7 protein-coding genes, 1 tRNA gene and 4 CRISPR repeat arrays (1 of these 12 cut by a window edge) are annotated in these 14,755 nt (G+C 70.7%); of the genes, 5 read left to right on the forward strand and 3 right to left on the reverse strand.

The genetic code is table 11. From position 1 onward, the window contains the following. Positions 1–113 precede the first annotated feature (113 nt). Positions 114–974 (reverse strand): hypothetical protein, encoded by an 861-nt coding sequence (locus tag ACFQ8C_RS27395; RefSeq protein WP_383462275.1) that lies wholly within the window; start codon positions 972–974, stop codon positions 114–116. Between the two features lie 515 nt (positions 975–1,489). Between ACFQ8C_RS27395 and ACFQ8C_RS27400 the strand changes: the two genes are divergently transcribed. The 5 genes from ACFQ8C_RS27400 (at position 1,490) to ACFQ8C_RS27420 (ending at position 7,696) form a co-directional block, all read left to right on the forward strand. Beyond that, on the forward strand, positions 1,490–2,299 hold the full coding sequence (locus ACFQ8C_RS27400) for a GntR family transcriptional regulator (protein ID WP_383462276.1): 810 nt from the start codon (positions 1,490–1,492) through the stop codon (positions 2,297–2,299). A gap of 55 nt (positions 2,300–2,354) precedes the next feature. Further along, on the forward strand, positions 2,355–2,912 hold the full coding sequence (locus ACFQ8C_RS27405; protein ID WP_383462278.1) for a UTRA domain-containing protein: 558 nt from the start codon (positions 2,355–2,357) through the stop codon (positions 2,910–2,912). Between the two features lie 78 nt (positions 2,913–2,990). Then, a complete protein-coding gene (locus tag ACFQ8C_RS27410; protein ID WP_383462280.1) occupies positions 2,991–3,326 on the forward strand; it encodes a hypothetical protein in 336 nt (111 codons plus the stop codon). A 1,314-nt stretch (positions 3,327–4,640) separates the two neighbouring features. Then, positions 4,641–7,052 carry a hypothetical protein gene (locus tag ACFQ8C_RS27415; RefSeq protein WP_383462282.1) on the forward strand — a complete coding sequence of 804 codons (2,412 nt, stop codon included), beginning with the start codon at positions 4,641–4,643 and terminating at the stop codon, positions 7,050–7,052. Then, positions 7,049–7,696: a DciA family protein gene (locus tag ACFQ8C_RS27420; RefSeq protein WP_383462284.1), complete on the forward strand. Its 648-nt coding sequence runs from the start codon at positions 7,049–7,051 to the stop codon at positions 7,694–7,696. Before ACFQ8C_RS27415 ends, ACFQ8C_RS27420 begins: the two co-directional genes overlap by 4 nt. A gap of 39 nt (positions 7,697–7,735) precedes the next feature. Here the strand turns inward: ACFQ8C_RS27420 and ACFQ8C_RS27425 are convergent. Both ACFQ8C_RS27425 and ACFQ8C_RS27430 read right to left on the reverse strand, forming a co-directional pair. Further along, positions 7,736–7,809 (reverse strand) — tRNA-Met (locus tag ACFQ8C_RS27425). 272 nt (positions 7,810–8,081) lie between these two features. Continuing rightward, a CRISPR array of direct repeats spans positions 8,082–8,475; the repeat unit is 28 nt; unit sequence GGAAGACCCCCGCGCGTGCGGGGACGAC. Positions 8,476–8,667: 192 nt separating this feature from the next. Further along, positions 8,668–9,487: direct repeats of the CRISPR family, unit length 28 nt; unit sequence GGAACACCCCCGCAGGCGCGGGGACGAC. Positions 9,488–9,653: 166 nt separating this feature from the next. Then, positions 9,654–11,750: direct repeats of the CRISPR family, unit length 23 nt; unit sequence ACCCCCGCGCGGGCGGGGACGAC. 186 nt (positions 11,751–11,936) lie between these two features. After that, entirely contained in the window at positions 11,937–12,491 is a 555-nt protein-coding gene (locus ACFQ8C_RS27430; protein WP_383462285.1) for a Uma2 family endonuclease, read from the reverse strand. 1,706 nt (positions 12,492–14,197) lie between these two features. Continuing rightward, positions 14,198–14,755: a CRISPR direct-repeat array (repeat unit 30 nt; unit sequence CCGGAACACCCCCGCAGGCGCGGGGACGAC) (it continues 27 nt past the right edge of the window).

Genomic DNA, 14,755 nt, shown 5'->3' on the forward strand with positions numbered 1-14,755 from the left:
CCGCCGGAAGGACCGTGCGGGCGTCCCGCGCGCTCGCCCCGCTCAGAGTCGCCGGCAGCGGCATCTGGGTATCAGAGACCGGCCGAGGCCGGGGCCGGGAGTGACGGTGCGGGTCAGGCCGCGAGGGCGGGCCTGCGGCAGCGGGCGGTGTACGCAGCGGCGGTCTCGCCCGGGGCCGGGGCGGGCAGCTCGGCCCGGACCATGGCCACCAGCTTCGTGTAATCGGACTGGTCGGCCGGGGTCAGGGGGCGGCGCCAGATGGTGGCCAGGTGCGTGTAGGCGGCACGGGCGAGGTGCTCGTCGAGAACGTCGCTCGCGGAGCGGACCGGGGCGGCGTCGGCCAGGACACAAAGGGTGCCGGCGGCCAGGGCACGGACGGAGCGGCGGTCCCCGGCGGTCTGCCGGGTCATGACCGGCAGGGCGCCGGCGGGGCCGTCGACGGCCCGACCACGAGTGGTGGGGATCGCATCGGCGGGAACCGTGCGAGCGGCGTCGGCCCGGCGGGCGGCGGGAACCGCACGCTCCCACTGCGCTCGCCGGTCGGCAGGGCGCTCCTGCGGCCGGGCGACCTTGAGGGTCTGGACGGTGGCGCGGCGGTGACGGGTCAGGTAGACCGCGAGGCGCTCCTCGCGCGCCCACTCCTCGTACTGGCGGCTCCAGGTGTCCGCGCTGACGTCAACGTCGACGAGGCGGTTGCTGGAGCTGCAGCGGATCGCGGCGTCGACGCCGACCCGGCCGGTGTGGTGCGGGACGAGCTTGAGCAGGTAGGTGCCGCGATTGGGGGTCACGGCCACCCAGGTGCCGCAGTCCGGGCAGACCAGCGAGATGCGGCGGGCCTGCGTGGTCTCCACGGTCCGCATGTCGATGTGACCGGGCGACAGGGTCGAGAGGACGATCGCGTCGAGGGGGCTGACGCGGGAGGTACGGGTGCGGCCTCGGCGCTTGGCGGCCTTGGGCATGGCGAGCTCGGGCATGGCGACTCCTCGGCATGAGAAGGGGAGGGGGGTTCGCGGGGGCGGATGCTCTCTCCACCCACCAGGCCCACGAGCCAACGGCCCGCGTCCCGGCGGATAGACAGCGCATCAGCGCTGAGGTCGTACAAGCAGTCCTGCCAGCCGGGGGGTTTGGTCTTGGCTACCGCCTCCGGCCACCTGCCCGACTCCGAAGAGACGAGCTGCAGAAACTGCGGTGGTGCAGTGGTACGTCCAGCAGGGCTCCGAAGCTCATGGGCACACCGCTGGCTACGCCCTGCATCCGGCTACTCACCGCTTGCTGGGCACTTCGATTAGAACCCCGCTATTGCTCCCCGGTCAACCTGTCTAGCTAACTTGTTTCCTACACGCCCTCTGACCTGGTATTTTCTAGGCGTGATTAAAGAAGATCGAGTTGCCTGCGGGTCCTGACTTTCGAGAAACAACTAGACATGCGATGCTGTGCGCACTGGGTAGCGAGATCCGCTACCCTCCCGATGCGCACGAGAGGGGGAGCAGTGGCCACCAAGCAGAAGGAACCCGGGAAGGTCGAACGGATCGCATCCGGGATCCGGGAGAAGATCGAGCGGGGCGCACTCGCACCTGGGTCGCGCCTGCCTGGCGTGCCTCAGCTCCAGCAGGAACACGACATTGCCTATCAAACTGCGCGCGAGATCTACGGTCTGCTCGAAGACGAAGGTCTGGTCTTCTCTCGCCGGGGCAAGGGAACCTACGTCTCGCTTGTGATCGACAAGATCGTGTCGGATCGAACCAGTCGATACCAACCCGGCTTCCGCGAGGCCGGCGGCGCTGTCGGCGCGTTCGAGGCTGAGATGCGCGCGAAGGGGTTCGACTTCAAGAACGCCGTCACCATCGCCAAGGACGTACCGCCTAAGAAGGTCGCCGGCATCTTCGAGATGCATCACCGGGCGAAGACCTTGAAGCGCGAGCGAATCATGTCCGTGTTTCTTCCCAGCAACGCTGAAGCGCTGGAGGTCGTCCAGGTGGCGACGTCCTGGTTCCCTGCGGATGTCACCGACGCCTGTCCGTCGCTCGCCGCCGTCAAGACCGGTACGGGCGGCAGCAAGTCCCGCATGGCCGAGGCCGGATTCGCGCAGGTCCGCCTCCGGGAGGAGATCGAAGTACGGTCCCCCACCCGGGAAGAGGCGGCAGCTCTCGGCATCGCCGCCGAGCAGGCCGTCATGGAGATCACTCACATGGGGCTGACGGCCGAAGGGCGGGTCGTGGAGATCTGCCTGCACGTACTGCCTCGCGCCAAGTGGCGCCTGTCCTACGAGTGGGCCATAGACACGCCGGAAACCGGCTGACCAGTACAGAGACACCGAATCGTCCGACAAGACACCAGCAAGGAGCATCCAGCACATGGCTAGCAACCGAATCGACGACAGCGGCGTGATCCTGCGGGACGCGCGCACTCGGTACACCACCGGCCAGCGTGAAGAGAACGGTGCGCACGGTGCGTTCGACGCCGAACTGCGCCGGTCCGGCCGCACCCCGCGCACCGAGGTCACCGTCAGCCGCACCACTGCGCCGGCGGATGTCGCTCAGCTCCTAGGCGTCGACGGCGATGTCGTCGTGCGGGCCCGAGAGATGTTCGACGGTGAGCGCGTCATCCAGCTCGTCACCACGTACATCCCCGTCGATGTCGCCGAGGCCGCAGGCATCGAGCAGGTGGACACCGGCGTCGGCGGCATCATCAGCCGCATGAAGGAAGCCGGCTTCGACCAGGGCAACACGGCCGTCGAGGACATCGAGCTCCGGCCCGCCACTTCGGAGGAATCCGAGCGTCTCGGCCTGCCCGAGGGCGCCGACGTTCTGACCATCAACCACCTCGGCACGGCCGAGGGACGCGTTGTCGAGGTGACCCAGCACGTCCTGGGCAAGGGCTGGAAGCTGCGCTACGCCGCTCCGCTCGCCTGACGAAGCGTCCAGGGCGCCCCAGCCACGCCGGGGCGCCCACCCCGCCAGTTCCTGCGAGTCCCTGGAGACCGATCCCCCATGAACGCTGAGAAGCGGCTCACCGCCCCCGAACTCGTGGACGAGATCCGCAGCTCCCTCACCGTGACCAACGGGTGGATCCCCGCGCTCTCGGGCCCGGACGGGCCGACCGGCGTGCTCGAGGACGCTCCCCTCGCCGAGATCGCTCGGAGCCTGGGCGAGTTCGCGAACACGCCGACCATGCCCTCCGCTGTCGCCCAGCAGCTGCACAGGGCCGCGGAGTCGGCGGCCGCCGCCGCGATTTCCGCAGACTCCGCGACGGTGTATGGCCACCTAGGCACCGCGTACGCACACGTGCTCCAGGCCCAACGCGCTGCCTCAGGCGCCGAGCAGTAGACACAGGCAAGACCAGCTGATTCCGAACCCCATAACCGCTGCGAAGGGGATGAGGCGGCGGCAAGACCGCCCGCAGGAAACGGTAGGGAGGGAGTCGTGCAGGCCGATCCACGTAGGCGAATCCGCGAGGCGCGTACAGCGGTGTACCGGCTGTACGACGCGGAAGAGTGCCTTCTGTACGTCAGTATCACCATGGCCCTCCAGCAGCGCTTCGCCGATCATCGGCGCCAGAAGTTCTGGTGGCATCTAAGGAGCACCCGACCGTTGCCCAGGGAGGCCCGCGTGAGGACTGACCTCGGTCCCGGTTTCGGGTACGCCGACTCCGCCTCTGTTGTTGAGGGGGTCGGCGTGACGTAACCGCCATGGCCGCGCTGCTTCGGCGGACTAACCACCCGCTCAGCCGCGCTGGCCTCGTCCTGACCAGACTCACTGTCCAGGTCAACGCTCAGTCCCGGTTGCACCCGGTCCTGAGCTTCGGCTCATCGAGCCAGATTCACCAATCGCACCACCGGCCACTAACCACGGCCACCACAGCCGCGCAGCACCCGCTGTGCGTGTCCTGCAGGGCCCCACCACAGGGGCTCTGCAGTCCCACCGAGACGAGAGGAGAAATCTCCCCCTGCCGTTCGGTGTTTGCCCCGCTTCGCGAAGAAAGGGGCTGCACCTTCATCCACTCGCCGACCGTCCCGTGTGAACGGGGTGGTCCGACTCGCATATGGAAGCTGGTGTCCTCGCCATAGTGCCCGATCTAGTGTCCCCTGAAAAGTCGAGCGCCGTCCGTTTCGGTGCGATTCACGCGGTTCGCGCGTTTCGCGTGACGGAACAGACGTGCGCGATCCGCCTCTTCGCGCCTTTTGGGCAAGAAGCGAGTCTTCCTGTAGGAACCCACAATCCGACCGGGTCTGCCCGGTCGGTGTCCATCCGCGTCCGCAACGACTTCGTCAGTGGCGCCCCCGAGGGGGTCATCCCGTGTGGCGGGACGCGATCTGAAGCTGTTGTCCGCCGTGCGGGAGCGCGGGGAGCAATCCGCTCGGAGTGGACTCTGTCCACAGGTCGTCCGTTCCAGGCTGCCGAGATGATCACTTGTGCCGCTGTACCCACGGCTACGTTCCGCCTCTCGACCGTTGCGGGTGTTCGATGAGCGCCGTGGCGGCGTCCGCCGCCGTGCTGCCGCGCTCCCGCACGGTGTCCGCTGGCGGGGCCTCGCGGCGTCGGCGTCGGTCTGTGCCGGCGCAGGCCGGGCCGGTCCTGGAGCGGGCTGCGGGTCATCCGCTGTCGCTCGGTCGCGACGCTCGTGCGCGTCTGGGTGGTACGGTGCGCTTTCTCCTGGATGCGGCGGGTCTGGAGGGCGCGTCGGACGCGGTGCGTCTGGCGGTGCTGGTGCTGGCGTCGCGAACGCCGTCGGAGAACGGTGTGGTGAAGATCCATACCTCGGAGCTCGGCCGGTGGCTGGGGATGTCGGCGTCGTACACGGCGTCCACGGTGGTGTCGGGGCTGCGCCGCTCAGGTGTGGTGTCGGTGGAGACCGAGAAGGGCGAGTACCGCGAGGACATCGGCCTGGAGTGCAAGGTGCTGCCTCTGTGGGCGGCGCAGGACGTCGTCGGGCACCCGCTGAATCTGGCGAAGAAGGAGCTGGCCACGCTCCAGCGGCTGTTCGAGGCCGTGATGGCGCCGGGCTGGAAGCACCGGGACGGTTCGGTGACTCCGGCCGGGCTGATCGGTACGCGTACCGGTCGGGGCGCGGCGACGGATCGTCTGGCGCTGCTGCTGCTGGTGCTGGAGGCGCGGGAGTCCGGGCGGGTGCGGCAGTGCGGCGGGACGGTGGACACCCGGCGTGGCCGGGCCGCGGCGACGGTGGCCCGGCTGCTGGACTGCTCTGCGTCGGCGGGGGAGCGGGTGCTGGAGCGCCTGGAGGACCGGGAGCTGGTGCTGCGGGTGCGGCTGCGGACGGCGTCGAGGATGGCGCACCGGACGCGGCTGATGGTGCCGGCGGTCGCCGCCGCGCACGGCCGCACGGTCGCCGATGACGTCCAGGAGGACCGCGCGGAGGACCTGGAGCCCGATTTTTCAGACCCCGACGTTACGGCAGGGCCTAGTGGGGTCCTGGAGACGGAGGCGGAACCGCAGGTCAGCGGCTGGCCTGTGACGGATGAGCCGGATGTTGCAGACCCCGACGTTGCGGCAGCCCTTCACACTGACCACCCTCACCTGGTTACTCCCGTCGTTGACCTCTCGCTCTCTGGTCGCTTTTCCGGCGAAGGCCGTGGAGCTGACGGCCGTCGGCCGGGACGCGCGTGCGTGCGCGAGGACCAGGCCGTCGACAGGGAGAGCGCCGTTGCCGGATCCGGGAGCCCGGTGGTCGAGGTCGGCCCGCTCCGCGGTGAAAAGCCCACCAAGTCACCGGCCGACGAGCAGGAGCAGGCAGGCGGCGTCGCCGCTGGTGCAGGTGACCGGCTGACGGTCGTGGGTGGGCGAAAGACGCAGCAGCAGGGGCGGTCGGAGCTTCCGGCCGATCTTGATCTGCGGGTGGCTCTGGCGCCGGTGTCCTGGCTGTGGACGAAGCTGAACCGCTGGCAGCAGGACCACATCGTGAAGGCCGCGACAACGGAGCTCGCCCAGCTGTGCCAGGTGCTGGAGTGGTCGCGGCAGGCCCCGTCGGTGCTGGCAGGCCGGCTGACGTCCCGGCTCGAGGAGACCGGCGGCGAGGCCCTGATCGCCCGCCCGTACGGCTGGATCACCCGCCGCGGGCTGGTGCGCCGGCCGTCGTGCTCGGACGTGCGGTGCGACGACGGTGCTCGGCTCGACACCGGCGCCGACTGCGACAACTGCGCCAACGTGGTCCACCTTCGGCGGGCGTGGCGGGTGCGGATCGCGGCCGAGGTCGACCAGGAGCTGCCCGGCTTGGATCAGGACGCCCGGTACCGGGAGATCGAGGCCCGGATGCGCCGTCACGCCGAGACCGAGGCCGCCGACCTTGTGGCCCGTCAGGCCGAGGCTCGGGAGCGGGAGGCCCGGCGTGTGGCGGCCCGTGCCGAGGCCGAGGCGCAGGCCCCGGTCGAGCGGGAGCGGGCGGCTGCCGAGACGGCGGTCCGGCAGACCGTGGCGTGCGAGGACTGCGGCCGGGAGCGGTCGGCCGGGCTGTGCGAGGCGTGCGACCACCGGCGGCAAGTCGAGGCCCTGATCGTCGAGGCCGGTCTCCTCGCGGCCACGTGGTCGGCCGACCTGACCGACCCGGTCGCCGTCGCGGCCGTTGCTGCTGAGGTCCGTACGGCCATCGAGGCCGCCATCGCCGCTGAGTGGGCGGAGTTCAAAAAGATTGCCGACCCGGCCGCCCTGGAGGCAGCCGGCCCGGACGCCGTCGAGGAAGCCGCCGCGCACAACGCCATGCTGACCGCCGAAAGCGCGGCCGCGGAGTACCGGCACGAGGCCCTGGTGATGCTCGGCCGCAGCGAGGACGCCCGGGCCGAGGCCCGCAAGGCGTACGCCACTGAGCTCGACAAGCCCTGGCACCAGGCCCTGCCCGACAGCGACGACGCCCAGCGCGCCGCGACCGAGGCCGCCGCGAAGGCACAGACCCGCACCGCCCAGCACCTGCTCGCCGTGCGGCTGGAGCAGTTGCACACCCAGGCCCGCCCCGAACCGGGCCGGCCCGCGCCATGGGCGCAGCGCCTGCCCGATCTCGCCGCCCGCCCACTGGACGGCGAGGCCCTGAAGGTGATCGCGTGAACGCCGTACCGGAGCTGTCCGGCGTCGACCTCGCCCGCCAGGCCCTGCTCGCTGCCGGGGAGGCGGCAAAGAAGAACGGCGCCCGCCCCACGAAGCCGAAGCGGCGTACCGGCATGACTCTGCGGCGGGACGGGCGCGAGCCGCTCGGGCTGGGCACGGCGATCAGCATGATGATGACCGAGCGCGGCCTGGTCGCCCCGGCCGCCGGCGGCAGCGTCCTGGCCCAGTGGGAGACCATCCTCGCCGCGGCCGCACCCGAACTCGCCGGGCACGTGAAGGCGGTGAAGTTCGACGCGGACACCGGCCGCCTGGACGTCGCCCCCGATGCCCCGGCGTACGGCACGAAGGTGCGCTGGATAGCACCGAAGCTGATCTCGGCGGCCAACGAGCAGGTAACCAATGCGGGCGTACGCTCCCTGCACGTTCTGCCACCCGTACCCGGAAAGACCGGCCCCGCCATCGCGGCCGTCGATCCGACTTCGTCTCCGACCGCACCCACGCCGCCCGTGCCGCGCCCCGTCCCGTCAGCCGGCTACCGCCGCACGCTCGAGGCACATCGCCAGGCCGTGCAGCCATCTCGCGTGGAGCCGGTCATCGCCCCGGAGATGGGGCGGCAGCCTCGTGCAATGCGGGCGCACGCGTGAGGCCCGGATCCACAGGATCCGGGCCTCATCTCACTTCAGTAGCGGGGACAGGATTTGAACCTGCGACCTCTGGGTTATGAGCCCAGCGAGCTACCGAGCTGCTCCACCCCGCGTCGGAAGGCCCAACTGTACGCCACCCACAGCACCGCCCAGGACCAGGCTAACGAAGCTCCGCGTCTCCGTGATCCTGCGGACCTGTCCTGAACCCTGATCGTCGCGGCTGCCCGGAAAGGTGTCGGGCACGCGTGTGCAGAGTCGTGCGGGTCCTGCCGCCGGTTGCGGCAAGGGTAGGGCGTAGGCAAGCGGACCGTATCGCGGCCCCAGCCAGAGAACCTCGCGCGGGCGGGGACGGCGGTCAGGACGACGACAGCCTCGGCATCAAGCGCGGAAGCCCCCGGGGACGCGGGGCCGACGCGGAGGCTGGCCGGGCGGCGGACACGGGCCTGGGAAGACCCCCGCGGGTGCGGGGACGACGCGGGCGTGCTCTGGGTGGACAACACCTTCCCCGGAAGACCCCCGCGCGTGCGGGGACGACTAGAACTCCTTCTTCCCGCAGATCTTGGCGAGCGGAAGACCCCCGCGCGATCATGGACGACAGGGCGAGGTGAACCTGTCGTCCATGATCGCGAGGAAGACCCCCGCGCGTGCGGGGACGACACCAGGTCGGCCACCAGCTGCTCGACGGCGAGCGGAAGACCCCCGCGCGTGCGGGGACGACAACGCAGCCCGGATCCCCGTTGGCTGGATCGCCGGAAGACCCCCGCGCGTGCGGGGACGACCCCTTGCTGACCTGCAATTCTAGGAGCCCTGAGACCGTTTTACATTCAGTAGCTCGCGAGGGTCGATGCCTGACGCTGGCTCGTCAGAAACCCCTGGCGCTGGGACTACCCGCCCGCGACCGTAGAGCCGCCAGGGGAAACACTCCGCAGACGCGGGGGACGACTTGGTGGCCAGCCGGTGCAGCATTCGGCTCGGAGGACCCCCGCGCAGGGGGACGAGGAGCGCCGCCGTCTGATTCCCAGCGGACTGATTGGAGAACCCCGCGCGTACGGGGACGACGACCGCGCAGTGAACATCTGGCCCGGCATGGTCGAAAGACCCCCGCGCAGGCGGGGACGACTGCTGCGGCGCGGCGGACTTCGACTTGATCGTCGGAGAACCCCCGCACGGGCGGGGACGACGCGCACCGCCACCAGTGGCGGCCCGGCAAGCACGGAAAACCCCTGCGCATGCGAGGACGACAATGAGGAGAGCGCCTGGCCGGGGGAGACGTGAGGGCAACCCCCGGGCGGGCGGGGACGACCGCGGCCCGCAGATCACGACCAGGTTGTTGCGGGGAAGACCCCCGCAGGCGCGGGGACGACGCGACGGCCTTGAGCGCGGCGGCCTCGGTCATCGGAACACCCCCGCAGGCGCGGGGACGACCAGGCCCCTGGGGATTGGCAGCTCCGCCCGATCGGAACACCCCCGCAGGCGCGGGGACGACGAGTAGGTCACGAAGCCGGTGATCCGCTCCGCCGGAACACCCCCGCAGGCGCGGGGACGACCAGCTGCGGGGGACGGTGCCGCTGGCGCCCCAGGGAACACCCCCGCAGGCGCGGGGACGACAAGGAGGGCGACTTCTACCACGCGGTCGGGAACGGAACACCCCCGCAGGCGCGGGGACGACAGGCGTACACCGGCGCGCCGGGGCCGACCGACAGGAACACCCCCGCAGGCGCGGGGACGACGGTCACGTGCTCCCCGGCCTTGTAATCCCACACGGAACACCCCCGCAGGCGCGGGGACGACACTTGTTGACCTGGGATTCTATGAAGCCTGAGGCCGAATTTCATTCAGTTGCTCATGAGCCGAGGACGACCACACGCGGGCAGCCGGCTGGGGCCGTAAGCGGAAGACCCCGCGGGCGCAGGGACGATGAGGCCAGCTCCCAGCGCGGTACCAGCGCACCGGAGAATGCCTGCAGAGGCGGGGACGACGCTGGGAAGGGCTACGCCGACGTGGCGACGCACGGAAGCCCCCCGCGCGTGCGGGGACGACTGAAGGGGAATGCGGGTGCTCAGCACGTCCCATGGAAGACCCCCGCGCGTGCGGGGACGACCGACTGGCTCGACGTACTCACCACCTATGGAAGGGAAGACCCCCGCGCGTGCGGGGACGACGCGCTCAGCAACCTCGACCCCAGGTACGTGCAGGGAAGACCCCCGCGGGAGCGGGGACGACAGGTCGCCCGGTCCGGCATCCTCGCGCGCGATCGGAGAACCCCCGCGCGGGCGGGGACGACGTGAAGGGTCTGTGGAACGGCCTGGTGGACTGGGGGCAACCCCCGCGCGGGCGGGGACTACGACGGGCGGCTGTACGGCGGCCCCACCTCGGAGGGGCAACCCCCGCGCGGGCGGGGACGACGCCCAGGGGCGTTCGGGGCTGGACTTGAAGTTCGGGCAACCCCCGCGCGGGCGGGGACGACGCGGTACACCGGGTGGTCCTGGATACGGACCGCGGAAGACCCCCGCGCGGGCGGGGACGACGCCTCGGTCAACGCCCCCTCGTCATGGGCCGACGGAAGACCCCCGCGCAGGCGGGGACGACTGGTCCGGGCTGGGGAAGTCGATGTGGGGCTTCGGAAGACCCCCGCGCGGGCGGGGACGACTCGGTCTGGGCCGCCCCTTCCCTGACCATGCTCGGGCAACCCCCGCGCGGGCGGGGGACGACAGGACGAGGGAGCGGGCGATGCCGGCGACCGCCGGGCAACCCCCACGCGGGCGGGGACGACACGTACGTGGGCTTCTTCTCCCCCCACTTCGCGGGGCAACCCCCGCGCGGGCGGGGACGACGCGGAGGGCGGGCACTGGAACAACCCCGACCGCGGGCAACCCCCGCGCGGGCGGGGACGACGTCCGGCGGGCGGTCATGGACCTCTCGTAGCCCGGGCAACCCCCACGCGGGCGGGGACGACCGCGTCACCCTCCGCCTCGTCGAAGGCGACCCCGGGCAACCCCCACGCGGGCGGGGACGACGCCGTGGTGGCCGCGACGATCTCATCCCAGTACGGGCAACCCCCGCGCGGGCGGGGACGACGCCGGGCCGGGTTACCCCGGTCGAGAGCCCCCGGGAAGACCCCCGCGCGAGCGGGGACGACTGGTCGGAGACGACGGACTGGAGGCGCTGCATCGGGCAACCCCCGCAGGCGCGGGGACGACGCGATCAGGACGTGGCGTCCCTCCGTCCAGTACGGAACACCCCCACAGGCGCGGGGACGACATGGACACCGGGGCCGGTGTCCTGCTCGGCGTCAGAAGACCCCCGCGCGGGCGGGGACGACGCAGACGCCGAAGACGCTACGAACGGCTACCTCGGGCAACCCCCGCGCGGGCGGGGACGACACCCCGGGGCCCAGCTGGCCTTCTGACATGAAGGGGCAACCCCCGCGCGGGCGGGGACGACCAGGGGGTCCATCGGGTCTCCTCGGCGGTCCTGGGAAGACCCCCGCGCGGGCGGGGACGACGCCTGCCCCGGCTGCATGACCGCCCGCACCGTCGAACCACCCCCGCGCGGGCGGGGACGACCGCTCCTTGGACACATACTGCGTTCCGGCCTTCGGAGAACCCCCGCGCAGGCGGGGACGACGAAGTCCTGGGCCGCGCGTTGACCCCGGCGGAGGGAGAACCCCCGCGCAGGCGGGGACGACCAAGGGTCGTACTACGGCGGGTGGTTCGAGATCGGAAGACCCCCGCTCGTGCGGGGACGACAACGCGCCGACGTCGCAGATCGTCACGGTCTCCGGAAGACCCCCGCGCGTGCGGGGACGACATTGCCGACGGCGAGTCGGGCGACGACATGGAGGGAAGACCCCCGCGCGTGCGGGGACGACCGGCTGCGGGTCCAACGGGGCCATGCGATGAAGGGAAGACCCCCGCGCGTGCGGGGACGACCCCATGTTCACCAAGCCGCTCGATGCCTGGGACGGAAGACCCCCGCGCGTGCGGGGACGACCTCGCCGTCGCCGGGGTCTCGATCCTGAGCAACGGAAGACCCCCGCGCGTGCGGGGACGACACTTGCTGACCTGGGATTCTATGAAGCCTGAGGCCGGATTTCATTCAGGTGATCGTGAGCCGAGAATGACTGGCATGCGGGTAGCCGGGGGCTATGAGCGGGGCCCCGCGCGTGCGGGGAGGACAACCGGTACGTGCCTGCGGAGACGATGGGGCTGCGCTAGTTGTTTGTAGCAGGGCACTCAAGTCAGCTGAGTTCGCTGGTGTCGAGGTCGAGGCTGAAAGGTTCGGGGAGCCTGATGGTGGTTCCGAAGGGGTGGGGGCCGTCGACGCGGGTGTAGCCGAGCTGGCCGGGCTCAGAGAACAGAGTGATGCTCTGCTCCTGACGGTCGACGACGAGGTAGAGCGGTGCGTTGTACTCGGCGTATCGCTTGCGTTTGACGATGCGATCAGTGTCTCGATTGGACTCTGATGTCACCTCAACGATGAGCAGGGTGTCCTCAGGCAGGAGGGCGGTGGCACCCTTCGCCTGGGCTGTGGGAACGACCGCGATGTCGGGGACGTACCAGTTGGAGGAGCCGGGTAGGTCGAGGTTGCCGGACCCGGTTACGCACCCCAGCTGCCGGGCGCGGGGACGGATCTGATCACGGATGGCCTCTGCCGCCGCTTCATGGTCCCAGGTAGGCGACACCGGTTCGATGATCCCCTCGATAATCTGGGCTCTATCGCCCCGAATGTGCTGAACGGCGTATTTCAAAGCCCGTTCCGGATCGATGTTGCTGTAGTCAGCGGCTGTGCTCATCGAGCTTCCCGTGGTCAAGGCCGGCAGGTACAGGCACTTCACTCCGACGAATGGCGAGTAGCCACGTACGAGGTACTCACGTGAGTATGCATACCTGAACGTTAAAGGGTGGTTGGCTCCTCTGAGGCTGTGCTGCGAGAAGCAGGATCGATAACAACAAACTGCCCTCCAAAGGCCCCCTGCGGACGTGGGACGACCGCGCTGCGCGGCGGGTCAAGGCGAACGGGTTCGGAGGACCCCCGCGCGTGCGGGGACGACTCTTTGTGTACCCAGCAGGGGCCCATGGACCGCGGAAGACCCCCGCGCGTGCGGGGACGACAACGGGGCGAGGGCGCTGAGGTGGTGGAGGGGGGGAAGACCCCCGCGCGTGCGGGGACGACACTTGCTGACCTGGGATTCTATGAAGCCTGGAGCCGGATTTCATTCAGTTGCTCATGAGCCGAGGATGACCGGCATACGGGCAGCTGGCCGAGGCCATGAGCGGAAGTCCCTGCAGGCGCGGGGACGACCAGTTATGGGGGTTCATGATCCACTGCGCCGTCGGAAGACCCCCGCAGGCGCGGGGACGACCACCGGCTCACCACCGAACTCACCACGCCGACAGCGGAGAACCCCCGCAGGTGCGGGGACGACACCGAGCATGTCCGGCGCGGCGGCATGGTCCTCGGAGAACCCCCGCAGGGGCGGGGACGACTGTCCTCGTGGGTGGCCGTCGTCACCGTCAGGGGGAGAACCCCCGCAGGGGCGGGGACGACGCGACGTAGTCCATCTCCAGGCTGCCGGTGACCGGAGAACCCCCGCAGGGGCGGGGACGACACTTGTTGACCTGGGATTCTATGAAGCCTGAGGCCGGATTTCATTCAGTTGCTCATGAGCCGAGGAGGACTAGCACGCGGGCAGCTGGCTGGGGCCATAAGCGGAAGACCCCGCGGGCGCTGGGACGATGAGGCCGGCTCCCAACGCGGTGCCAGCGCACCGGAGAATGCCTGCAGAGGCGGAGACGACGCTGGGAAGGGCTACGCCGACGTGGCGACGTACGGAAGACCCCCGCGCAGGCGGGGACGACGGGATCGGCGCCCTGCTGAAGAACCTGCGGAACGGAAGACCCCCGCGCGGGCGGGGACGAGGCCGTGGTGGCCGCGACGGTCTCATCCCAGTACGGGCAACCCCCGCGCGGGCGGGGACGACTCCGGCGTCGGCTCCAGAACGGAGCGCCACCCCGGAAGACCACGCGCGTGCGGGGGCGACACCGAGGCCCTCGGCGTGCAGGAGATGAACGTCGGAGAACCCCTGCGCATGCGAGGACGACGATACGGCCACCGATCCGGAGGTCTGCGGCCCCGGAGGACTCCCGCGCGTGCGGGGACAACGTACAGAGGACCGGGACCTCCAGACCGACCCACGGAAGACCCCTGCGAGCGCGGGGACGACAGCCAGCCGATCGCCCGGTAGCGGCGGCCCATCGGGAGACCCCCGCGCATGCGGGGACGACAGGCGGCTGTCCTCGTGCTTGAGGATGGCCTGCGGGCAACCCCCGTACGGGCGGGGACGACGACACGAGGGCGAGCCTCCAGGCCGCCATGTGCGGAAGACCCCGCACGGGCGGGGACGACTGAGCAAACGTTCGAGAACCGGGAAAAGCGGGTGGAGAACCCCCGTGTATGCGGGGACGACAGTACCTTCTTGGTCTTGTGGCGGGTGGTGCGCGGAGAACCCCCGCGGGGGGGCGAGTACGGCGTGGCCATGTTGCGCTGCGGCACGAACGGAGAACCCCCGCCTGGGCAGGGACGAGAGGCGGTAGCCGCCCCACTTCAGCTCGATGAACGGAGAACCCCGCGCGGGCGGGGACGACGTGCCAGCACGGGCGGCTCATGAGGCACCTCCCGGAGAACCCCCACGCGTACGGGGACAACCAGGACGAGCTCATCTACGGCGCCGTGCATGCCGGAAGACCCCCGCAGGCGCGGGGACGACGCCCAAGCCGACCGCCAAGCCGACGCCGGCGTCGTCTCCCTGTCCGGAACACCCCCGCAGGCGCGGGGACGACGCCTCGCGGGGGGCGCCGAGCGCGTCCTCCAGCGGAACACCCCCGCAGGCGCGGGGACGACCGCCCGGCCAGCAGCCCGGCAGGGACAGGCGCCGGAACACCCCCGCAGGCGCGGGGACGACATCCAGACCCCGGGAAGGAAGGCGGCCTGCGCCGGAACACCCCCGCAGGCGCGGGGACGACCCTCCTGCCGGGAGCAGGAAGAAGTCGGGGTGCG

The sequence above is a fragment of the Streptomyces sp. NPDC056503 genome, from assembly GCF_042794995.1.
Taxonomy (GTDB): domain Bacteria; phylum Actinomycetota; class Actinomycetes; order Streptomycetales; family Streptomycetaceae; genus Streptomyces.